Annotated in this window: 21 protein-coding genes and 2 tRNA genes; 20 read left to right on the top strand and 3 right to left on the bottom strand. The window is 40.6% G+C overall.

Going from position 1 to position 21,100, the window contains the following annotated elements:
• From glmM to THMIRH_RS08540, 20 genes are all read left to right on the top strand, one after another.
• Nucleotides 1-1,329 (top strand): phosphoglucosamine mutase, encoded by a 1,329-nt coding sequence (glmM, locus tag THMIRH_RS08635; RefSeq protein ID WP_173291704.1) that lies wholly within the window; start codon nt 1-3, stop codon nt 1,327-1,329.
• A gap of 70 nt (nt 1,330-1,399) precedes the next feature.
• Complete coding sequence (tpiA, locus tag THMIRH_RS08630; RefSeq protein ID WP_173291703.1) at nt 1,400-2,158, top strand: triose-phosphate isomerase; 759 nt, start codon at nt 1,400-1,402, stop codon at nt 2,156-2,158.
• Nucleotide 2,159: 1 nt separating this feature from the next.
• The gene (gene secG / locus THMIRH_RS08625) at nt 2,160-2,474 is read left to right on the top strand and encodes a preprotein translocase subunit SecG (protein WP_173291702.1); all 315 of its coding nucleotides are present in this window, start codon (nt 2,160-2,162) and stop codon (nt 2,472-2,474) included.
• A 14-nt stretch (nt 2,475-2,488) separates the two neighbouring features.
• Nucleotides 2,489-2,574, top strand: a tRNA-Leu gene (locus THMIRH_RS08620).
• Nucleotides 2,575-2,679: 105 nt separating this feature from the next.
• Complete coding sequence (locus THMIRH_RS08615) at nt 2,680-3,036, top strand: NADH-quinone oxidoreductase subunit A (protein ID WP_173291701.1); 357 nt, start codon at nt 2,680-2,682, stop codon at nt 3,034-3,036.
• Complete coding sequence (locus THMIRH_RS08610) at nt 3,027-3,503, top strand: NuoB/complex I 20 kDa subunit family protein (RefSeq protein WP_173291700.1); 477 nt, start codon at nt 3,027-3,029, stop codon at nt 3,501-3,503. The genes THMIRH_RS08615 and THMIRH_RS08610 overlap by 10 nt, the downstream gene beginning before the upstream one ends.
• A gap of 15 nt (nt 3,504-3,518) precedes the next feature.
• Entirely contained in the window at nt 3,519-4,181 is a 663-nt protein-coding gene (locus tag THMIRH_RS08605; RefSeq protein WP_173291699.1) for an NADH-quinone oxidoreductase subunit C, read from the top strand.
• A 29-nt stretch (nt 4,182-4,210) separates the two neighbouring features.
• Nucleotides 4,211-5,464, top strand: a complete 1,254-nt coding sequence (locus THMIRH_RS08600) for an NADH-quinone oxidoreductase subunit D (protein ID WP_173291698.1) — start codon at nt 4,211-4,213, stop codon at nt 5,462-5,464.
• Nucleotides 5,461-5,952: an NADH-quinone oxidoreductase subunit NuoE gene (gene nuoE, locus THMIRH_RS08595; RefSeq protein WP_243831423.1), complete on the top strand. Its 492-nt coding sequence runs from the start codon at nt 5,461-5,463 to the stop codon at nt 5,950-5,952. The genes THMIRH_RS08600 and nuoE overlap by 4 nt, the downstream gene beginning before the upstream one ends.
• Nucleotides 5,949-7,229, top strand: a complete 1,281-nt coding sequence (gene nuoF, locus THMIRH_RS08590; protein ID WP_173291697.1) for an NADH-quinone oxidoreductase subunit NuoF — start codon at nt 5,949-5,951, stop codon at nt 7,227-7,229. Before nuoE ends, nuoF begins: the two co-directional genes overlap by 4 nt.
• 57 nt (nt 7,230-7,286) lie before the next feature.
• Nucleotides 7,287-9,392: an NADH-quinone oxidoreductase subunit NuoG gene (nuoG, locus tag THMIRH_RS08585; RefSeq protein WP_173291696.1), complete on the top strand. Its 2,106-nt coding sequence runs from the start codon at nt 7,287-7,289 to the stop codon at nt 9,390-9,392.
• Between the two features lie 13 nt (nt 9,393-9,405).
• The gene (gene nuoH / locus THMIRH_RS08580; RefSeq protein WP_173291695.1) at nt 9,406-10,467 is read left to right on the top strand and encodes an NADH-quinone oxidoreductase subunit NuoH; all 1,062 of its coding nucleotides are present in this window, start codon (nt 9,406-9,408) and stop codon (nt 10,465-10,467) included.
• 12 nt (nt 10,468-10,479) lie between these two features.
• Nucleotides 10,480-10,971: an NADH-quinone oxidoreductase subunit NuoI gene (gene nuoI / locus THMIRH_RS08575; RefSeq protein WP_173291694.1), complete on the top strand. Its 492-nt coding sequence runs from the start codon at nt 10,480-10,482 to the stop codon at nt 10,969-10,971.
• Nucleotides 10,972-10,989: 18 nt separating this feature from the next.
• Entirely contained in the window at nt 10,990-11,625 is a 636-nt protein-coding gene (locus THMIRH_RS08570; RefSeq protein ID WP_173291693.1) for an NADH-quinone oxidoreductase subunit J, read from the top strand.
• Nucleotides 11,625-11,930, top strand: coding sequence for an NADH-quinone oxidoreductase subunit NuoK (gene nuoK / locus THMIRH_RS08565; RefSeq protein ID WP_173291692.1), 306 nt, complete (start codon nt 11,625-11,627; stop codon nt 11,928-11,930). The genes THMIRH_RS08570 and nuoK overlap by 1 nt, the downstream gene beginning before the upstream one ends.
• A 7-nt stretch (nt 11,931-11,937) precedes the next feature.
• Complete coding sequence (gene nuoL, locus THMIRH_RS08560; RefSeq protein ID WP_173291691.1) at nt 11,938-13,911, top strand: NADH-quinone oxidoreductase subunit L; 1,974 nt, start codon at nt 11,938-11,940, stop codon at nt 13,909-13,911.
• A 34-nt stretch (nt 13,912-13,945) separates the two neighbouring features.
• Entirely contained in the window at nt 13,946-15,460 is a 1,515-nt protein-coding gene (locus THMIRH_RS08555) for an NADH-quinone oxidoreductase subunit M (RefSeq protein ID WP_173291690.1), read from the top strand.
• A gap of 25 nt (nt 15,461-15,485) precedes the next feature.
• Nucleotides 15,486-16,925, top strand: coding sequence for an NADH-quinone oxidoreductase subunit NuoN (gene nuoN / locus THMIRH_RS08550; RefSeq protein ID WP_173291689.1), 1,440 nt, complete (start codon nt 15,486-15,488; stop codon nt 16,923-16,925).
• Between the two features lie 58 nt (nt 16,926-16,983).
• Nucleotides 16,984-17,301 carry a DUF2818 family protein gene (locus THMIRH_RS08545; protein ID WP_173291688.1) on the top strand — a complete coding sequence of 106 codons (318 nt, stop codon included), beginning with the start codon at nt 16,984-16,986 and terminating at the stop codon, nt 17,299-17,301.
• Between the two features lie 90 nt (nt 17,302-17,391).
• A tRNA-Met gene (locus THMIRH_RS08540) sits at nt 17,392-17,468 on the top strand.
• 149 nt (nt 17,469-17,617) lie between these two features.
• Here the strand turns inward: THMIRH_RS08540 and THMIRH_RS08535 are convergent.
• The 3 genes from THMIRH_RS08535 to THMIRH_RS08525 form a co-directional block, all read right to left on the bottom strand.
• Nucleotides 17,618-18,979 carry a hypothetical protein gene (locus THMIRH_RS08535; RefSeq protein WP_173291687.1) on the bottom strand — a complete coding sequence of 454 codons (1,362 nt, stop codon included), beginning with the start codon at nt 18,977-18,979 and terminating at the stop codon, nt 17,618-17,620.
• 10 nt (nt 18,980-18,989) lie between these two features.
• Nucleotides 18,990-20,306 carry a midas domain-containing protein gene (locus THMIRH_RS08530; RefSeq protein WP_173291686.1) on the bottom strand — a complete coding sequence of 439 codons (1,317 nt, stop codon included), beginning with the start codon at nt 20,304-20,306 and terminating at the stop codon, nt 18,990-18,992.
• Between the two features lie 62 nt (nt 20,307-20,368).
• The gene (locus THMIRH_RS08525; RefSeq protein WP_173291685.1) at nt 20,369-21,088 is read right to left on the bottom strand and encodes an RluA family pseudouridine synthase; all 720 of its coding nucleotides are present in this window, start codon (nt 21,086-21,088) and stop codon (nt 20,369-20,371) included.
• Between the last annotated feature and the right edge of the window lie 12 nt (nt 21,089-21,100).

The raw sequence follows: 21,100 nt of genomic DNA, 5'->3' as shown, positions 1-21,100 counted from the left end.
ATGAAAAAAAAATATTTTGGCACAGACGGTATTCGTAATCGTGTGGGCAAGGGAATGATTCGTCCAGACCAGATTTTGAAGCTGGGATGGGCTACGGGTAAAGTCATTAAAAAACACGGTGAAAAATCAGTCCTAATCGGCAAAGATACTCGAATATCTGGCTATATGTTTGAATCAGCTCTTGAAGCAGGCTTTATTTCGGCAGGCATAGATGTTTATTTGGTGGGTCCTATGCCAACCCCTGCAATCGCTTACTTAACCCAAACATTTCATTGTGATGCCGGCATAGTCATCAGTGCTTCACATAATCCGCATTATGATAACGGTATTAAGTTCTTTTCTGCGAAGGGATTAAAAATTTCAGATGAGATAGAATTAGAGGTTGAGTCAGCTTTTGAAGGCGAAATAGAAACCGTGTCTTCAGAGCTTCTTGGAAAAGCGCGAAGAATTGACGATGCTGCGGGGCGGTATATTGAATTTTGTAAAAGTACCTATCATGCGCAAAGAAAACTGGATGGTTTTAAAATTGTATTAGACTGTGCCAATGGTGCGACTTATCATGTGGCCCCCTCGGTGTTTCAAGAGTTGGGTGCGGAAGTCATCGAAATGGGTGTTTCCCCCAATGGTCTAAATATCAATTTGGGGTGTGGTGCGACTGATTTGGCGGCTTTGCAACAAAAAGTGTTGTCCAGTTCTGCTGATCTTGGCATTGCTTATGACGGCGACGGAGATCGCGTCATGATGGTTTCGGGTTCAGGTCGAATTTTGGATGGCGATGCCTTGTTATATCTTTTGGCGGTGTATGCCAAAAAACCAGTTAGGGGTGTTGTTGGAACCCTGATGACGAATATGGGTTTAGAAAATGCCCTTAAAGAAAAAAATATAGACTTTGTTCGTACCCAGGTTGGGGATCGTTATGTCATGGAAGCCTTAATGGCTCGGGATTGGCAGTTGGGTGCAGAATCTTCAGGACATGTACTGTCTTTGGATAAAACAACAACAGGCGATGGCATTATTGCTTCCTTGCAGGTGATGGCAATTATTGTGAATCAGTCCAAAACCTTGGATGAACTCATTGCACCTATGCAAGTTTATCCGCAAGTTTTGATCAATGTTCATGTTAAAGATAAGTCTGGCTTTGAGCGTAATCAAGCATTACGAGCTGCAGTTGAGCAAGTTGAAGCAGAGATGTTGGGCAAGGGTAGGGTGTTGTTAAGAGCGTCTGGAACTGAATCTTTAATTCGAGTGATGATTGAGGGTGAGGATGCAAAACTGATACAAAATTTAGCAGAAAGATTGGCTAAATTGGTTGAAACAGAATTTTCATAAATTTGTCAATATTGTAATTTATAAAATTAAAAGCTAATATAGCGGGAATTTTTGTGTCGGAGACAAACTCATGAGAAAACCATTTGTAGCTGGAAACTGGAAAATGCATGGTTCAAAAGCCTCTATTAAAGATTTAATGACAGGTTTAAATGCAAAGTCTGGCCTAATTGGTGATGTGACTGTGGCTATTTGTCCACCTGCGGTTTATTTGGATTACACCCATAAATGTTTAGCAGGTGATGGAATTTTTGTCGGAGCTCAAAATATGTGCCAAGTTCCAGGGCAAGGTGCTTATACTGGCGAACTGTCGGCAAGCATGTTGAAAGACTGTGGCTGTCAATATGTTATTCTAGGACATTCGGAACGACGCGCTATTTATGGCGAAACAGATGCTCTAATAGCGGAAAAAGTAAGTGTTGCATTAGATTCTGGTTTAACCCCAATTTTGTGTGTAGGTGAAACGCTGGAAGAGCGTGAAGCTAATCAGGTTGAGTCAGTGATTGGTCGTCAACTAGATGCGGTTTTAAATAAAGTAGGTATTGATAAGTTTTCTGCAATTGTCATCGCTTACGAGCCTGTTTGGGCCATTGGCACAGGTAAGACAGCTTCTTCTGCTCAGGCTCAAGAGGTGCATGCATTTATTCGTGGTAAATTAGCTGGGTTAAATCCAGCAGTAGCAGAAAAAGTTATAATTCAATACGGTGGTAGCGTAAAGCCAGATAATGCCAAAGAGTTATTTGGTCAGCCAGATATCGATGGTGGTTTAATTGGTGGGGCTTCACTAAACGCAGATGACTTTATGGCCATCTGTCAAGCAGCAGGGGCTTAAGATGTTTCAAATTATTTTGGCAATTCATTTAATAATTGCTTTTGTATTGGTTGTGTTAGTAATGCTGCAACAGGGTAAAGGCGCTGACGCTGGTGCTAACTTTGGTGGTGGATCTTCACAGAGTGTTTTCGGCAGTAGCGGTGGCAGCTCATTTATGCTGAAAGTCACCGTTTTAGTGGCGTCATTATTTTTTGTAACCAGTCTGACACTTGCCTATTTGGGTGCGGAACAAGCCAAGGGTTATGAAAGTGTTATTAAGAAAATAGAACAACCTGTTGAACCAGCGAAATCTAATTCGCCAGTGGTTCCAGAATAAAATTTAATTTTAAAGCCGATGTGGTGAAATTGGTATACACGCTACCTTGAGGTGGTAGTGGCTTAAGGCTGTGCCGGTTCGAGTCCGGCCATCGGCACCATACATTGCTCCTAGTTGTTATACTAGGGGTTTATCTCAATCGATTACAGTGATTGTAATTTGTTAACACCTAGGAACGCTCCTAGCTAGATGAGGTCGAAAACCAATGCTAGAAAATTATTTACCAGTTCTCGTGTTTATCGTGCTTGGTGCTCTTTTTGGTCTTGGTCCAATTATCATTGGATTCATTCTAGGACCTAACAAACCTGACTCAGAAAAAAACTCACCTTATGAGTGTGGCTTCGAAGCCTTTGAAGATGCGCGTATGAAGTTTGACGTGCGCTTCTATCTTGTTGCAATTTTATTTATCATCTTTGACTTGGAAATCGCATTTTTATTTCCATGGGCCATTGTTCTCGATGAAATCGGAACTTTTGGCTTGTTGGCTATGGGTGTGTTTTTAACCATCCTTGTCGTTGGATTTATTTACGAGTGGAAGAAAGGAGCGCTAGAGTGGGAATAGAAGGCGTTTTAAAGGAAGGTGTTGTCACCACATCCGCTGACAAACTAATTAACTGGGCGCGTACAGGTTCTTTGTGGCCCATGACATTTGGATTGGCATGTTGTGCGGTTGAAATGATGCATGCGGGTGCTTCACGCTACGATTTAGACCGTTTTGGGATTATTTTTAGACCCAGTCCGCGTCAGTCTGATGTCATGATTGTTGCAGGAACTTTGGTGAATAAGATGGCGCCTGCATTGCGTAAAGTTTACGATCAGATGGCTGAGCCTAGATGGGTAATTTCCATGGGATCTTGTGCGAACGGCGGGGGTTACTATCATTATTCTTACTCTGTTGTTCGTGGATGCGATCGTATCGTGCCTGTTGATGTCTATGTGCCAGGATGCCCTCCAACGGCTGAAGCCCTTTTATATGGTATTGTTCAGTTGCAAAATAAGATAAAGCGTACCAATACAATCGCCCGCTAGAGAAAGAGATTTGCTATGAAACAGTCGATTTTAGATTTACAGAAAGAAGTTGCCAGTGTGCTAGCAAGCTCGCTTGTTAACTCAGTGGTTAATTTGGATGAATTGACCATTGAACTAAAGCCAGATATGGCCTTAGAAGCGATGGATACGCTTAAAACGCAATTAAAGTTTGAACAGATGGTTGATTTGTGTGGTGTTGATTATCTAGCCTACGGAAAAGCAAATTGGGAAACCTTTGGTGCCGCCAATACTGGTTACAGCCGTGGCGTGTTCGATTTTGCAGAAGAGGAGTCTGATCAGGACTTAATGCAACCTCGAAGATTTGCGGTTGTGTATCATTTATTGTCCGTTGAAAGAAACTTACGACTTCGTGTGAAAGTCTATCCTGATGATACGGCTATGCCAGTCGTTCCGTCAGTGGTTTCTGTTTGGAATTGCGCAAATTGGTTTGAGCGTGAAGCATTTGATTTGTTTGGTATTATTTTTAGTGGACACCCTGATTTGCGCCGTATTTTGACAGACTATGGTTTTGTCGGACACCCACTCAGAAAAGATTTCCCGTTGACTGGTCATGTCGAAATGCGTTATGACGCTGAAAAAGAGCGCGTTGTCTATGAACCTGTTTCAATTGAAAACCGTGTTAATGTCCCACGCGTGATTCGCGCGAACGAAGTTTGATGCAAGAACGGAGACTATAGGAAAACATTATGTCTGAAATTCGTAACTATACGCTTAACTTTGGTCCGCAACATCCCTCTGCGCATGGTGTGTTGCGTCTTGTACTAGAGTTGGATGGTGAAACTATTGTTCGCTCCGATCCGCATATCGGTTTGCTTCATAGAGGCACTGAAAAGCTTGTGGAGTATAAGCCGTTTAATCAATCCATTGGTTATATGGACCGTCTAGATTATGTTTCTATGATGGCTAACGAACATGCTTATGTTATGGCCATTGAAAAAATGTTGGGCGTTGAAGTCCCTGAGCGTGCTCAATATATTCGTGTCATGTTCGATGAAATTACTCGTGTACTAAACCATTTGATGTGGTTGGGCGCTCATGCATTGGACATTGGGGCGATGACGGTATTCTTGTATGCTTTCCGTGAGCGTGAAGACTTAATGGATTGCTATGAAGCTGTTTCTGGTGCGCGTATGCATGCTACCTATTACCGTCCGGGTGGGGTTTACCGTGATTTACCAGACACCATGGCGAAATATCAAGAGTCTAAATGGCATTCTGGTAAAAATTTAGACCAACTTAATGAAACCCGTGAAGGATCGTTGTTGGATTTTATTGAAGCCTTTACGCAGCGTTTCCCAGGTTACATTGATGAGTATGAAACACTCTTAACTGATAATCGTATCTGGAAACAAAGAACTGTGGATATTGGCATTGTTTCCCCTGAGCGTGCATTGCAACTTGGTTTCACGGGGCCTATGTTAAGAGGTTCTGGAATTGCTTGGGATTTACGCAAAAAACAACCTTATGAAGTTTATGATCGTCTAGATTTTGATATTCCTGTCGGGGTTACCGGTGATTGTTATGATCGTTATTTGGTTCGTGTTGCTGAAATGCGTGAATCTAATAAAATCATTAAACAGTGTGTTGCTTGGTTAAAGGCCAATCCAGGACCAGTGATGAGCGCTGACCATAAAGTGGCTCCGCCTTCTCGTGAAGATGCTAAGTCAAATATGGAAGCCTTAATTCACCACTTCAAATTGTTCACAGAAGGTTATACCGTACCTAACAGCGAGGTTTATTCTGCTGTTGAACATCCAAAAGGTGAGTTTGGTATTTATATGGTTTCAGATGGGGCAAATAAACCTTATCGCATGAAAGTTCGTGCGCCCGGTTTTGCACATCTTGCTGCTTTAGATGAAATGGCTAAAGGGCATATGATTGCAGATGTGGTTGCCATTATTGGTACACAAGATATCGTATTTGGAGAGGTAGATCGATGAGTTCAGAAGCTATGATCCAAGGTTCCGTCAAAGAAAGAATCGATCGTTGGATTTCGCATTATCCTGCAGATCAAAAAGTTTCTGCAGTGATGCCAGCATTGCGTATTGTGCAAGAAGAAAATGGTGGTTACTTAACCACTGAATTGATGAATGAAGTGGCTGCTTATCTAGACATGCGCCCAATTGCGGTTTATGAAGTGGCAACCTTTTATTCAATGTATGAACACAAGCCTGTCGGTAAACACAAACTGGCCTTGTGTACCAATATTTCTTGTATGCTGCGTGGTAGTGATGAAATTTTAGAGTACCTAGAAAAGAAATTAGGTGTTCATGTGGGTGAAGTCACTGAAGATGGACTTTTCTCAATTAAAAAAGTTGAATGCTTAGGTGCCTGCGGTGGCGCACCTGCCATGATGGTGGGTAAAGATTATTACGAGAATCTAACAGAAGCTTCTGTTGATGAATTGTTGGAGGCGTTAGCAAAATGATTCCACAAAATGAATGTTGTTATCGTCTAAACCATTTAGAAAACTCTTGGGATATTGAAACCTACATGGCCAATGGCGGTTACGCTGTTTGGAAACAAGTTTTAGCAGGTGAAATTACGCCTCAAGAAATTATTGAAGAAGTTAAAGCCTCAGGTATTCGTGGCCGTGGGGGAGCAGGTTTCCCAACAGGCTTGAAGTGGAGCTTTATGAATCGTAATGCGCCAGGCCCCAAATACATTCTGTGTAACTCAGATGAAGGTGAACCTGGTACTTTCAAAGATCGTGACATTATTCGCTATAACCCTCATCAATTGGTTGAGGGGATGATGATTGCTGGCTATGTCATTGGTGCCTGTGCAGGTTATAACTACATTCGCGGCGAATTCTGGGAACCTTACAAGCGTTTTGACAATGCGATTAACCAAGCCCGTGAATTAGGTTTGTTGGGTAAGAACATATTAGGTTCAGGTTTCGATTTTGATCTTTATACCCATTTGGGCGCGGGTGCTTACATTTGTGGTGAAGAAACTTCTTTAATTGAATCTTTAGAAGGTAAGAAAGGTTTGCCAAGATTTAAGCCGCCTTTCCCAGCCAGTTATGGTTTATACGGTAAACCGACCACCATTAACAACACTGAAACGCTTGCTTCTATCCCAATGATTTTGGCAAAAGGTGGTGAATGGTTTAATGATTTAGGTGTTCAAAATGCAGGCGGCACTAAATGCTATGCAGTTTCTGGGCATGTTAATAATCCAGGTAACTTTGAAGTTCGTATGGGTACCCCCTTTAAAGACCTCTTGGAACTGGCAGGTGGCGTTTGGAAGGGCCGCAAACTAAAGGCGGTTATTCCTGGTGGTGCCTCAACAGCGGTTTTACCGGCTGACAAAGCCATGGCCATGAATATGGATTATGACTCCATTGCCAAAGCAGGGTCTTTCTTGGGGGCTGGATCAGTCATCATCATGGATGAAACCACCGATATGGTTAAAGTGCTAGAGCGCTTATCTTGGTTTTATCATGAAGAGTCTTGTGGTCAGTGTACCCCTTGTCGTGAAGGAACTGGCTGGATGTATCGTGTTGTGCATCGTATCGCGCAAGGTAAAGGTCGCCCAGAAGATTTAGAATTACTGAAAGGAACGACTGGCAAAATCATGGGTCATGTTATTTGCGGACTCGGTGATGCAGCGACCATTCCTGTCTCTAGTTTCATAGAACAATTTGAAAATGAGTTCCTGCATTACATAGAGCACGGTTGTAGCATTTTTGATAAGCAGTAAGTAAAGACTGGCGAAAATGGGTGTAAAGCCCCATCCACAATAAATTAGGTTTTAGATATGGTCAAAATAGAGATTAATGGACAAGTTGTCGAAGCGCATGAAGGCGATATGTTGATAGATGTTGCTGATCAAGCACAGATTTCTATCCCGCGTTTTTGTTACCACAAAAAACTGTCCATCGCTGGTAATTGCCGTATGTGTTTGGTTGAAGTTGAAGGTGCTTGGAAACCTTTGCCAGCCTGTGCAACACCGGTTACTGACGGTATGAAAGTTCATACCAAATCTGCTAAGGCGATTGCAGCGCAAAAGTCTGTTATGGAGTTTTTACTAATCAACCATCCATTGGATTGCCCGATTTGCGATCAGGGTGGTGAGTGTGAATTGCAAGATGTTGCTATGGATTATGGCGATGATGTATCGCGTTACAGCGAACCTAAGAGAATTTTAGGTGATCGTAATGTGGGCTCGCTGATTCAAACAGATATGACCCGTTGTATTCACTGCACTCGTTGTGTCCGTTTTGGCCAAGAAATTGCCGGAATGATGGAACTGGGGGCAACTGGTCGTAGCGAGTTTATGCAAATTGGTACTTTTATTGAGGGTGCGATTGTTTCTGAATTATCAGGTAACATGATTGATATTTGCCCAGTAGGTTCATTAACTTCTAAGCCATTCCGTTACACAGCCAGATCTTGGGAATTAACAGCTCACAAATCCATTGCTCCGCATGATTCGGTGGGGTCAAACATTATCGTGCATTGCAAAAATGGAGAAGTGAAGCGTGTCGTGCCCGACGAAAACGAAGCGATTAATGAAGTTTGGATATCGGATCGCGATCGTTTTTCTTATGAAGCCATTAATTCTGAATCGCGTTTAAAGCAACCTATGATTAAAAAGAATGGCGTTTGGTCCGAAGTAGATTGGGAAACGGCTCTAGCCTTTACCGTTGATAAACTGAATACAGTTGCAGATAAATCAGAGATTGGCGTTTTAGCGTCTCCAAATTCAACTCTTGAAGAATTAGCGTTGTTGAAGAAGTTTACTAATACGCTTGGGACTAAAAATACCGAAACACGACTAAAGCAAGTCGATTTCAGTATGGATTCTCTAGGTTTCTTTACCCCTAAGTTAAATCATACTTTCCCAGAAGTTGAGCAACTAAAGTCGGTTTTATTAGTGGGTTCATATCTTAGAAAAGAATTACCTTTATTGAACCATCGCGTGCGCAAGGCTCAGCTAAATGGTGCTCAGGTTTTCACGATTAATCCTGAAAAGTTTGATGTTAACTTTGATTTAAAACATGAGTTATTTGCACAGGACTACATAGGCTTATTGGCACAAGTGGCTAAATCTGCTGCAAATGCGGCTAAAAATGACCAGGCCTGGTTAAATTCCGTGACTGTGAGTGCAGAATCTGATGCCATAGCCGCACATTTGAAAGCCAATGCGGCTAAAGCTTCTATTATGGTGGGTCAAATTGCGTCTTCTGATCTGCAATATGGTTTGATTTTGAAGTTATCGCAAGTCATTGCTAAGGCTACAGGCGCTGTCTTAAGTGTATTACCTTTTGCCGCGAATGAAGTGGGTTCACATCTGGTTGAATTCTTGCCAAAAGACGGTTTGAATACGGTTCAAATGATTTCAAAACAATTGCCAGCTTATATTAATTTCGGCATTGAGCCAGAACACGATTGCCAAGAAGGGGATTTGGCTCTAAAAGCCATGCAAAACGCTGATTTAGTTATTAACTTTACGGCTTTTGATACGCCGACTCAAAGAGAATATGCAGATGTGTTGTTACCGATAGCAACTTTTGCTGAAACTGCCGGTACTTTTGTAAATGCTCAAGGTTTAAAACAGTCTTTTAAACCAGCTGCAACACCGATTGGTGATTCAAAACCGGCTTGGAAGATTTTGCGTGTTTTAGGTAATATGTTGAATTTTGAAGGATTTGATTATACCCATACTAACCAAATCTTTGCAGAAGTTAATGGTCAAGCTAAGACAGTAAATTTTGCTGAATTAAAAACAGAGTTGGTAAATCATGCACCTGTTATGCCAAGTTATCGTTTATACGGTATTTATAGTGTAGATGTTTTAGTCAGAAGATCACCTGCGTTGCTTGCTACGCCAGATGCACAAGCTGTGCCTGTAACTCAGTAATAGAGAGAAATATATGTTTAATTCTTTACAATCTTGGTTGGCTGGCTTTTTATTTGATTGGTTGGCTATTTTAATCACTTTGGTTATTCAGGCTGTAGCGGTTGTGTTGCCGATTATGTTAACGGTTGCCTGGTTAACTTATGCTGAGCGTAAGGTCATCGGGTATATGCAGGTGCGTATGGGTCCTAACCGAGTTGGGCCAGGTGGTTGGCTGCAGCCGATTGCTGACGCTTTAAAGCTAATGACTAAGGAAATCATTTTTCCTGCGCAATCTAATAAATTTTTATTTATTCTAGCCCCTATTTTAGCCATAGTGCCAGCCATAGCCGTTTGGGCAGTAATCCCTTTTTCTGAGGGTGTGGTTGTTGCTGATATTAATGCAGGCATTTTATATGTATTGGCTGTTTCATCAATTCTAGTTTACGGTGTTATCATTGCGGGGTGGGCATCTAACTCTAAATATGCATTTTTAGGTGCCTTGCGTGGTTCAGCTCAAAAAATCTCTTATGAAATCGCCATGGGCTTTGCGCTGGTTACTGTTTTAATGATTGCAGGCAGCATGAATTTAACCGATATCGTCAATGGACAAAAAGGCGGCATTTGGCACTGGTATTTGTTGCCTTTGCTGCCTATGTTTTTTGTTTATTTCATTTCAGGTTTTGCAGAAACTAACCGTACGCCTTTTGACGTTGTTGAAGGTGAAGCTGAAATTGTTGCCGGTTTCCATGTTGACTATGCAGGGATGACTTTTGGGGTCTTCATGTTGGCAGAATACGCCATGATGATTCTCATTTCATTCATGACATCTATAATGTTCTTGGGGGGATGGTTGTCTCCTTTTGAAGGTATTCCATTTTTAGAGGCCTTGTTTTCTTGGGTACCGCAATTAGCATGGTTGTCTATCAAAGTCGCATTTTTATTGTTCTTGTTTTTATGGTTCCGTGCGACTTTCCCACGCTACCGTTATGACCAGATTATGCGTTTAGGGTGGAAGGTATTTATTCCTCTCACGATTCTATGGGTGTTTGTAGTGGGCATCATGCAATATGTCCAACTTGGACCTTGGTTTAATTAAGGGCTTTTATCAATGATTACTTTTATCAAACATCAAGTAAAGACCTTTGGATTAATTGAATTATTTAAAGGTTTGGCTATCACTGGTAAGTATCTTTTTAAGAAAAAGATTACGGTTCGTTACCCAGAAGAAAAAACCCCTTTGTCGAATCGATTCAGAGGTCATCACGCGTTACGCCGCTATGCAAATGGTGAAGAGCGTTGTATCGCTTGTAAATTGTGTGAGGCGGTTTGCCCTGCGAATGCCATTACCATCGAAGCTGAAGAGCGTTCAGACGGAACTCGTAGAACAACGCAATATGATATCGACATGTTCAAATGCATCTATTGTGGTTTTTGTGAAGAAGCCTGCCCAGTCGATGCCATCGTTGAAACCCGTGTTTTCGAATATGAATTCCATGAAAGAGGACCACATATTGTTACTAAAGAACACTTGTTAGCGTTTGGTGACGAGCATGAGGCTCAAATAGCAGCAGATAGAGCTGCAGATGCTAAGTATCGCTAATCTAGAAAGAGAAAATTTATGAGTTTTGAACAAATTGTTTTTTATTTACTGGCATTTGTAGCAGTTGTTTCAGGTTTGATGATGATTAGTATTAAAAATCCTGTTAAAGCTGCTTTGTGGTTGGTGTTGGCATTTATATCAACAGCGGGTATTTGGATTTTGGCTCAAGCTGAATTTTTAGGGCTTGTGTTGATTCTGGTGTATGTTGGCGCTGTTATGGTTTTATTCTTGTTTGTTGTCATGATGATTGATATTAATTTAGCGGTCATGAAAGAAGGTTTTACACGTTATTTACCCCTTGGCGTGGTGGCGTCATTAGCTATATTTGGTTTGATGATGCTAGTGCTTGGTCCTGAGCGGTTTGGTTTAGAGCATTATGCAGCACCAGAAAGAGTTGCGGCTAATTTTAGTAATACTGAAGCCTTGGGTATTCCTCTATATACAACTCATGCTTATGCCTTTATTTTGGCAGCTGTATTGCTATTAGTTGGTATTGTAGCGGCGATTACCTTAACACTTCGTCGTCGTCCAAACAGTGAAGTGCTATACCAAGACATTGATAAACAAGTTAAGACGCTTGCAAAAGATCGTTTCCGTATGGTCAAGATGGACGCAACGGTTGAAAAGTCCATTGAAGCGCAGGAGAAAGCATAATGATTGCATTATCGGATTATCTTATTTTTGGCGCAGTGTTGTTTATGATCAGCATGGCAGGCATTTTCTTAAATCGTAAGAATATTATTATTTTATTAATGGCTATCGAATTATTGTTGTTAGCGGTTAATACCAATCTTGTTGCCTTTTCAAGTTACTTGAATGATGTCACTGGACAAATATTTGTGTTTTTCATTTTAACGGTCGCCGCGGCAGAAGCAGCGATAGGTTTGGCTATTATTGTATTAGTCTTCCGTAAACAAAATAGCATCAATGTTGATGATATTGGTTCTCTAAAAGGGTAGTCGTCGAATGTTTTTAAAATTTATTTTAACCATTATCCTTTTGTCCCCACTATTTGGTGCGATGGCTGCGGGATTATTTGGTCGTCAAATTGGTCGTAAAGGTGCGCATGTCGTAACAATCTTTGGTGTTGCGGTTTCTACTGTGTTATCAATGTATGTGTTCTATTTGTTCGTGCTGCAAAATGCAGAGCCCTACAATGTTAATGTTTATCATTGGTTTGTGAGCGATGGAGTTCATTTTTCGATAGGTTACATGATTGATAGCCTGTCAGCGACGATGATGTTGGTGGTAACATTTGTATCCTTAATGGTTCATATTTATACGATTGGTTATATGGATCACGATGAAGATTATGATCACCACGATGCCTATTACCAAAGATTCTTCAGTTATATTTCTTTGTTTACTTTCTCAATGTTGTCATTGGTTATGGCAAACAATTTCTTGCAGCTGTTTTTTGGTTGGGAAGCAGTAGGCTTAGTGTCTTATTTGTTGATTGGTTTCTACATGAAGCGCGAATCGGCTATTCAGGCTAATTTAAAGGCCTTTTTGGTGAACCGTGTGGGTGATTTTGGTTTTATCTTAGGTATTGCCGTGGTATTCGTTTACTTTAATACGATGGATTATCAAGAGTTTTTTGCAGGACTCAATGATCATAAGGGTACGATGATTACTGTATGGCCAGGCGTTGAGTGGTCTATGATTACGGTAATGGCCATCTTGTTATTTATTGGTGCTATGGGTAAATCTGCGCAAATGCCTTTGCATGTGTGGTTACCAGAATCAATGGAAGGTCCAACCCCAATTTCTGCTTTGATTCACGCGGCAACAATGGTTACAGCGGGTATCTTCATGGTTGCGCGTTTGTCGCCCGCTTACGAATTATCTGAAACAGCTTTGAGTGTGGTTTTAATTGTGGGCGCAACAACAGCTTTCATGATGGGGATGTTAGGCTTAATTCAAAATGACATTAAGCGTGTAGTTGCTTACTCAACCTTATCTCAGTTGGGTTATATGACCGCTGCATTAGGTGTGTCAGCCTATTCAATGGCAATGTTCCATGTATTAACACATGCATTCTTTAAAGCACTGCTTTTCCTTGCGGCAGGTTCTGTCATCATTGCAATGCACCATAAACAAGATATTCGTGAGATGGGAGGGCTTAAGAAGTATATGCCCATCACTTACTGGTCTTTATTGATTGGATCTCTAGCATTAATAGGATTCCCAGGCTTTTCAGGATTCTTCTCTAAGGACGGGATCTTATTGTCAGTCGGTCAAAGTGAGTTATTTGGTTCAACCTATGCAATGACTTTATTAATGATTGGCGTTTTCGTAACGGCTTTCTATAGCTTTAGAATGTTCTTTATCGTTTTCCATGGTCAAGAAAGTGAATATGTCCGTACCCATCAGATTAAGGAATCTCCATGGGTTGTTACTGTGCCTTTGATTATGTTGGCTATTCCCGCCGCAATAATGGGGCTACCAATGATTGGACCTATTTTGTCAGGTGAGTATTTTGCAAATGCAATTACAGTTCTGCCTGAACATGATGTTATGAAAGCAGTTTATGAGTCTTACCATGGTGTCTTTGGAATGATTTTGCATGGCTTTATGTCTCCGCCTGTTTGGTTAGCCTTGGGTGGATTAGGTTTGGCTTGGTTCTTCTATATGAAGCGCCCTGATTTACCGGTTAAATTGGCTAATGCATGCCCTAGAGGTAAGTACATACTGGATAATGCTTATGGTTTTGACCGCTTAAATGAAATTGTTTTTGTTGACGGTGGTCGTAAATTAGGTGCATTTTTCTCTAGCAGCGTTGACCGTAAAATCATTGATGTTGGTATGGTGACGAATACCTTTATGTCTGTATACAATGCTGCAGGTGTATTGCGTCAAGGTCAAACAGGGTTTTTATACCATTATGCATTTGTCATGATCTTCGGTTTGCTCGGCATGCTGGTTTGGGTATTGTGGTAATTAAACAGAATAAGAAGATAAGGATTTAGATTACATGACACTGGGTTTACCAATTTTAAGTACTTTGATTTGGCTGCCGATTATTGGTGGTTTGCTGGTTCTGTTTTTAGGAAGAGATCGTGATAACTTTGCTAAGTGGTTTTCATTGGCAATCGCTGTTTTAACTTTCTTGTTGTCATTACCATTATGGACTCAGTTTGACACAACGACTGCAGCCATGCAGTTTGTTGAAAAAACGCCTTGGATCCCTACATTTAACATCCAGTATTATTTGGGTGTTGACGGTTTATCTATGCCTTTAATTTTACTAACGACCTTTACACAGGTTTTAGTTGTGCTGTCTGCTTGGACAGTTATTAAAGAGCGCGTTGAGCAGTATATGGGTGCGTTTCTGATTATGCAGGGCGTCATGATCGGGGTCTTCGCTGCCCTTGATGCAATTTTGTTCTATGTTTTTTGGGAAGCCTTATTAATTCCAATGTTTGTAGTCATTGGTAAGTGGGGTGGGCCAAGAAGAGTTTATGCAACGCTTAAGTTTTTCTTGTATACCTTCCTAGGCTCGGTATTTATGTTGGTTGCATTCTTATATATGCATTACCAATCAGGAAGTTTTTCTATCTTAGACTTCCAAAATATGCCAATTGCTATGACGGCACAAATTTTCATCTTCTTAGCCTTTTTGGTTGCTTTTGCGGTGAAGATTCCAATGTTTCCAGTTCATACTTGGTTGCCAGACGCTCACGTTGAGGCACCAACGGCTGGTTCAGTTGTTCTAGCGGCAATTATGTTGAAAATGGGTGGTTACGGATTTGTTCGCTTTAGTTTGCCAATTACCCCTGACGCATCAATGACACTTGACTGGTTGGTCATTATTCTTTCCCTAATTGCAATTCTGTATATCGGGCTTGTTGCCTTGGTTCAGAATGATATGAAGAAACTGGTTGCTTATTCGTCTATTTCTCATATGGGCTTTGTAACGCTTGGTATGTTCTTAGTGTATGACATCGTTCAAAATACAGGATCAACACAAGGTGCCATGATTGGTTTAGAAGGAGCCATGATTCAGATGGTATCTCACGGATTCATCTCTGGAGCAATGTTCTTGGCAATAGGTGTTCTATATGATCGAATGCACACTCGTGAAATCAGTGCTTACGGTGGTGTTGTTAATAAAATGCCATGGTTTGGATTCTTTGCGGTTTTATTTGCCATGGCAAATGCTGGTTTACCTGGAACTTCAGGGTTTGTAGGTGAGTTCATGGTTATCATTGCGTCATTTAAAGCAAATATTTGGTATGGTTTTGTTGCGGCCTCTACACTTATTATTGGTGCTGCTTATACCTTATGGATGGTAAAACGCGTTTTCTTTGGTCCAGTGGCCAATGATAATGTTGCGGTTTTAGAAGACCTCAACAAGCGTGAAATGATGATTATGTGGACATTGGCAATCGCGATTGTGGTTTTAGGGGTTTATCCTGCGCCTTTAATTGATGTAATGCATTCTTCAGTTGCTCAACTTTTAGTACAAGCAACCACATCAAAACTATAACAGCAGAAGAGTAGAGAGTTAATTTATGAATTTTATCATTCCAAGTTTTGCCCCCGCTATCCCGGAGATGGTGCTTTTAGCGCTGACTTCATTGATTTTGGTTGCAGATACTTTTTGGTCTAAAAGATACCAGTTTGCTACCTATTACGCTGCTCAGCTATCATTAGTTTTTGTTGGTTATTTAATTATTTCCAGTTTCACAACGTCAACCGTCATAACTTTTGATGGAAGTTTTGTTAGAGATTCTTTTGCCGATATCTTGAAGTTGTTTATTGTTTTAACGACAATCGGAATTTTTGTATTTTCTCGTGAGTATCTATTACAGTTTAAGTTCTTTGCTGGAGAATTTTTCTCTTTAGGACTTTTTGGTGTATTGGGTATGTTTGTTATGGTTTCGGCCAATAATCTAATCACTATGTATTTGGGTCTTGAAATCATGTCATTATCTTTATATGCCATGATAGCAATGCGTAAAGACTCTGCTCATGCAGTTGAATCTGCAATGAAGTACTTTGTATTAGGTGCTTTGGCTACGGGTATGTTGTTGTATGGATTCTCAATGATCTATGGCGCAACAGGTTCAATTACCTTTACTGAGATGGCAAAAATTATCGAAGCGGGTAATGCTGATAAGGTCGTGTTATCTTTTGGCTTAGTTTTTATAGTCATAGGTCTGGCGTTTAAATTAGGTGCAGTTCCATTTCACATGTGGATGCCTGATGTTTATCAAGGTGCGCCATCTGCGGTTACTTTATATTTAGCAACAGCGCCTAAAATTGCTGGTTTTGCAATGATGTACCGTATTTTGATTGATGGTCTGCCCGGTTTAGTTCATGATTGGCAAGGTTTGCTAATCATGATTTCAATTTTATCTATGGTGGTCGGTGCATTTGTAGCCATTGTTCAAGATAACTTGAAGCGTATGTTGGCTTACTCGGGGATTGGGCATGTTGGATTCATCTTATTAGGATTCATTGCGGCTAACCCAGAAGGTTATTCATCAGCCATGTTCTATGTGATTATCTACGCTATCACGGGTGTCGCTGGGTTTGGTATGATCGTTGCCTTGGCGAAAACAGGTAATGAGTTTGATAAAATTTCAGATTTTGTTGGCCTAAATCAGCGCAATCCTTGGATGGCGTTAATGATGTTGTTCATCATGTTCTCTATGGCTGGTGTTCCACCGTTTGTTGGATTCTATGCAAAACTATTAGTCATAGAAGAAGTTGTAAACGCTGGGTTTACATGGCTTGCGGTCGTAGCGGTCATAACTGCAGTTATCAGTGCTTTCTATTATCTAAAAGTTGTTAAAGCCATGTACTTTGATAACAATGAAGATAAATCTAAGGTAGATACCATTAGTAGTGAACTCAACTGGGCGGTCAGCCTGGTTGCCATCGCCTTATTGGTAATGGGTATTTTACCGTCATCGCTAATCAGTCTTTGTTATTCAAGTTTAGCTTAATATTTCAATACTCAAAAAGCCCTATAATAGGGCTTTTTTTATTCCTAGGAGAAAGTGAATGTCATTAGATCAAGCGGTTTGGTTGTTACTGCTAACAGCTATCGTTCTGGCGAATATTCCATGGATTATGATGCATAAGGTGTTTATCTTTGTTCCTGCACCAAATAAGAGTTTTTTGATAGGTTTAACCGAGTGGTTTTTGTATTTTATGCTCACAGGCATTTTGGCATATTTATTAGAAAATAAAAGTATGGGTAATGTTGCCCCACAAGATTGGGAATTTTATGCGGTGACATTCTTTATGTTTGTCATCTTTGCGTTTCCGGGGTTTATTTATCGATATAATTTACGCAGTTTTATCTTTAAAAATAAATAAGAAAACGCTTAAATAAGGCTTGCAATAATTCTGTAACAACCTATAATACGCCACATCGAAACAACAAGTTGTTTTGATAATTCAAATTGATGCGGGGTGGAGCAGCATGGTAGCTCGTCGGGCTCATAACCCGAAGGTCATAGGTTCAAATCCTGTCCCCGCTACCAAATTCTAAGGCGTTGAAATCATATTGGTTTCAGCGCTTTTTTTATGTCCAAAATAAGTGTAGTGTTTGTCATACAGTTTTGGCCCCAATTGACTTTTTAGATTAATGTTGATGCATAAAAAAATCCCCAACTATTCGGGGATTTATTTTTTATCTGGATTGGTAGCTATAGGGTTTAGGGGACTCTGATAATTTTTTGGTTTGCGCTTGTAGGTCGGTTACTTGTGATTCGATATCTCTTTGTTGCGCTGCTAAATTATGTATTTGGGCTTTCAATTCATTCAGTGATTTTTCGATGTTTTGAATTCCTTGGTCGTTACTAATTGTCGTACCGCTTGTTTTACCAGAGCTTTTTACAATTGCTTGAATTTCATTGAGTGTTTTTTCTTGTTTTCTGACTAACCAACCAATGCCGTCCAACTGTTTTACTTGTTTATCAGACAGGTTTGAGTTTTCGGCTAAAATGGGTTGTGTGGTTGTCATGGTTTTATTTTTTTGCAACCATTGAGATTGCGTCAAAATAGCCGCTTCAAGTTTTTGTTGCTTATCTAAAATCAAGTTCACTAAATTTTTAAGTTCTTCATAACTTTGATTGTTCATTACAGACACAATAGGGTTGCTTGCATGCTCTTCATGTTGTTTTGGCGCCACGGCATGAGGAGTATCTTGATGCTCTTCAGCAGCTGCATGATTATCATGCGATGTTGGAGAGTTGTGGGCTATAGGTTTATTTTCTGTCGCATGTGTATCTTGGTGGTGCATTTGCTCATTGTGATTGACATGATTTTCAACAGGGGCGTGACCGGCGTGTGCATCTGGTAGGGCGTGCTCATTGTGTCCGTTGTCATGTGCGTTGGCAGTTTCAGGCGTTTCAATTGGCTCATCGTCGTTAACGGCATGAATATTGACTGGCGCGTGAGTAGGTTCTTTTGCACTGGTGCTGGTTGTCATGTTGGGAATTTTTAGCGCTTGAATATCGGCTGAAAGGGCTTCTATCAAAGAAGATAGTTGGTCTACTTTTAGGGTAATCCCTTTATTATTGAGCGCATTTTCAGTTTGTATTAAATCAAGCACTTCACCTTTAAACATTTCTTGTTTTTTACTGTTGTAGTATAAAAACCATGCGGATAAGCTAGTGGTGATAACGCCCATGACCACAGTAATTGACATGGTAACGAGCATTGCGTTGCGACTTTTTAAGATGTCTTGCGAAGTACTTCTGGCTGTTTGGCGCCATGACGCATTTGAGTCAGAGAGTTCAATAATTTGCGCTTTGAAGTCATTTGAAAGTTTTATGGCAGATTCGGCCGCATGCTGGCTTTGCGTTGCAGCTTCTTGGGCTGCTTTAGCGGCTTCTAAGACTAAGGTTGCAGAATCAATTCGTTGCGCAGAATCTAAACCTTCAAGGGTATGATGTTTATTTTTTGCCATGCTCGTTTTCTGTGTTAATTCTTCAGTGCTTGATTCTAGATCTGCTAAATCGCTGAGAATGTCGTCAGTTAAGTCGTTCATGATAAGACCTTTATGGTTTTTGTAACGCATCTACGCGTTGTTTTATCGCAAGATTTTGATGTTTAATACTGTCATTTTTGGCTTTAATTTGTTGAATTTTGGTTGCCAATTCTTCGTTGTCTACTGGAAGTTTCAGTGATTCTAAATCAATGTCATATCCAGCTGTTTTAGCAGCATTAAAAGCTCTTTCTGTTGCTTCAAAGGTCGCATTTATCGCTGCCTGAGTTTTTTCGGCAGAAATTTGGGCCTCTAAGGCAGTTGCTAATGCAATTTTAGTGGCTTCTTGTGCGGTTTGGTGCAGCTTTTGAGCAATTTCTTTAATCTCTTGATCCGCCGCTATCGCTTTACTCATTTCATCAATTGCATCGGCTGTTTGATCTAAATCTGGTTGATGATCTGTTTCACTGTGTAATTTAACACTTGGCACTTCAGGCACCTCTGGTAATTCAATGTTGACCAGCTCAAGTTCGTCATCAAGTGAGGATTCTTCTTGATTAATAGTGTCTTCGAAATCTTGGGGAATTTCATCTAGGGTATCTGGTAGCTCTGCTCGAACGGCCTCAAGATTGGCTTCTTCGTCTTCCGCTGTTATTTGATCATCTGATGAAGGAATTTCCTCTACTAAATCTTCGATTGATGTTTCGGGTTCATCTTCAGCTATATTCTCGTCAATATCTTCGGAAATATTTTCACCAGTTTCTTCATCTAATGCTAAAAGATCATCCTCAGGAGTTTCAGGCTCATTTTCAATCTCAGAGTCATTTAATTCAGTAGGTTCAATAGAATCATGATCTTCAGGGATTTCTAAAATTTCTTCTGGCTCTTCAGATGCGTTGTCAGCAATTTCTAAATCTTCAACTTCAGGTATTTCGTCACTGGCTTCTGTCGTATCGATTAATGCATCTAAGTCATCAAGTAAATTATCTGCTTCTGGCGTTTCAAGGTCGGGCACTTCTGTAGAGGAATCTAAGTCATCTAACACACCTAAGGCTTCTAATTCACTTTCATCTGTGCTGATTTGTTGGTCATCGGTTAACTCTGGGATGAGTCCATCTGCGTCGAGTTCAATTTCGTCTAAATCTATATCTGTGTCATCAGATTCCACTGCATCAAACGCAGACAAATCCGCTGATTTAGTAAGCTCTGCGGTTGGGTCATTAGCATCATTATCGACTTCTGCGGTGGTTTCGGTATCAAATGCATCTAAGTCATCAATGGCATCTAATAAATCATCTACTTCTGATAGGCTATTATCATCTTCGGGAACGCCCAACATCGCCATCATTTCTTGAGTGGCCTGATCATCTTTTTCAGTATTGATAGACATAGAATTCTTCCTTTTGACACTAGAACCGTATTAAGTCGGCTTATAAAATGGGTTGTTGGACACTAAGCATGATTTGTGCCATTGAGTATGGGGTTAATGTATTCGTTCAAATTAATAGGTTGATTAAAGGTAAGTGTTGCGTGTGTGGCTGGGTGTTGAATCGTGAGTTCTGTTGCATGCAAGCAAAGCCGTTTAGTCAGCTGATAGCTTAAGTTGTCTGAGTATAAGTTATCACCTAAGATGGGGTGTCCTAGCATTTTCATATGTAATCGCAGTTGATGAGAGCGTCCCGTAATAGGGGTTAATTTAACCAGTGAATAAAAAGTGTTTGTTTGCGGTATTCGATGAGTTTCTTCAATTGACCAAAGGGTGCGGGCGGTTTTACCATGTGTAAAATCAATCATTTGTAAAGGTCGGTTTTCCCAGTCGCAGCGCATTGGGAGCATTGTTTGTCCTTGATGGCAGGATGGATAGCCGCTTATCAATGCATGATAATGTTTTTGTGTTTCTCGGTTTTGAAATTGCATGCTCAAATGTTTATGAGCGTCTTTGTGTTTGGCTAAAATCATGATGCCCGAAGTGTCCATGTCTAAGCGATGCACGATTAAACAGTGTTGCAAATTGTCGGGTAGGCGGCCAACTAAACAAAAACTTGGATCCGTTAAGCGTCCGGGCACGGATAAGAGTCCAGAAGGTTTGTTAACCACTAAAATATCGTCATCTTGGAAAATAATCCAATCCTCAGAGAATAAAAAGTTTTCAGTGGACGCTTTTGTACTCATTGTGGCTTGGCT

Source organism: Thiosulfativibrio zosterae (assembly GCF_011398155.1).
GTDB classification, from domain to species: domain Bacteria; phylum Pseudomonadota; class Gammaproteobacteria; order Thiomicrospirales; family Thiomicrospiraceae; genus Thiosulfativibrio; species Thiosulfativibrio zosterae.
Note: the sequence above shows the minus strand (reverse complement) of the source record. Positions and strands in the feature narration are given on the sequence as shown.

Bases quoted from the DNA above. Each gene is read 5' to 3' on its own strand.
- glmM (WP_173291704.1), top strand. From the start codon at position 1: ATGAAAAAAAAATATTTTGGCACAGACGGTATTCGTAATCGTGTGGGC.
- tpiA (WP_173291703.1), top strand. From the start codon at position 1,400: ATGAGAAAACCATTTGTAGCTGGAAACTGGAAAATGCATGGTTCAAAA.
- secG (WP_173291702.1), top strand. From the start codon at position 2,160: ATGTTTCAAATTATTTTGGCAATTCATTTAATAATTGCTTTTGTATTG.
- THMIRH_RS08615 (WP_173291701.1), top strand. From the start codon at position 2,680: ATGCTAGAAAATTATTTACCAGTTCTCGTGTTTATCGTGCTTGGTGCT.
- THMIRH_RS08605 (WP_173291699.1), top strand. From the start codon at position 3,519: ATGAAACAGTCGATTTTAGATTTACAGAAAGAAGTTGCCAGTGTGCTA.
- THMIRH_RS08600 (WP_173291698.1), top strand. From the start codon at position 4,211: ATGTCTGAAATTCGTAACTATACGCTTAACTTTGGTCCGCAACATCCC.
- nuoE (WP_243831423.1), top strand. From the start codon at position 5,461: ATGAGTTCAGAAGCTATGATCCAAGGTTCCGTCAAAGAAAGAATCGAT.
- nuoF (WP_173291697.1), top strand. From the start codon at position 5,949: ATGATTCCACAAAATGAATGTTGTTATCGTCTAAACCATTTAGAAAAC.
- nuoG (WP_173291696.1), top strand. From the start codon at position 7,287: ATGGTCAAAATAGAGATTAATGGACAAGTTGTCGAAGCGCATGAAGGC.
- nuoH (WP_173291695.1), top strand. From the start codon at position 9,406: ATGTTTAATTCTTTACAATCTTGGTTGGCTGGCTTTTTATTTGATTGG.
- nuoI (WP_173291694.1), top strand. From the start codon at position 10,480: ATGATTACTTTTATCAAACATCAAGTAAAGACCTTTGGATTAATTGAA.
- THMIRH_RS08570 (WP_173291693.1), top strand. From the start codon at position 10,990: ATGAGTTTTGAACAAATTGTTTTTTATTTACTGGCATTTGTAGCAGTT.
- nuoK (WP_173291692.1), top strand. From the start codon at position 11,625: ATGATTGCATTATCGGATTATCTTATTTTTGGCGCAGTGTTGTTTATG.
- nuoL (WP_173291691.1), top strand. From the start codon at position 11,938: ATGTTTTTAAAATTTATTTTAACCATTATCCTTTTGTCCCCACTATTT.
- THMIRH_RS08555 (WP_173291690.1), top strand. From the start codon at position 13,946: ATGACACTGGGTTTACCAATTTTAAGTACTTTGATTTGGCTGCCGATT.
- nuoN (WP_173291689.1), top strand. From the start codon at position 15,486: ATGAATTTTATCATTCCAAGTTTTGCCCCCGCTATCCCGGAGATGGTG.
- THMIRH_RS08545 (WP_173291688.1), top strand. From the start codon at position 16,984: ATGTCATTAGATCAAGCGGTTTGGTTGTTACTGCTAACAGCTATCGTT.
- THMIRH_RS08535 (WP_173291687.1), bottom strand. From the start codon at position 18,979: ATGAACGACTTAACTGACGACATTCTCAGCGATTTAGCAGATCTAGAA.
- THMIRH_RS08530 (WP_173291686.1), bottom strand. From the start codon at position 20,306: ATGTCTATCAATACTGAAAAAGATGATCAGGCCACTCAAGAAATGATG.
- THMIRH_RS08525 (WP_173291685.1), bottom strand. From the start codon at position 21,088: ATGAGTACAAAAGCGTCCACTGAAAACTTTTTATTCTCTGAGGATTGG.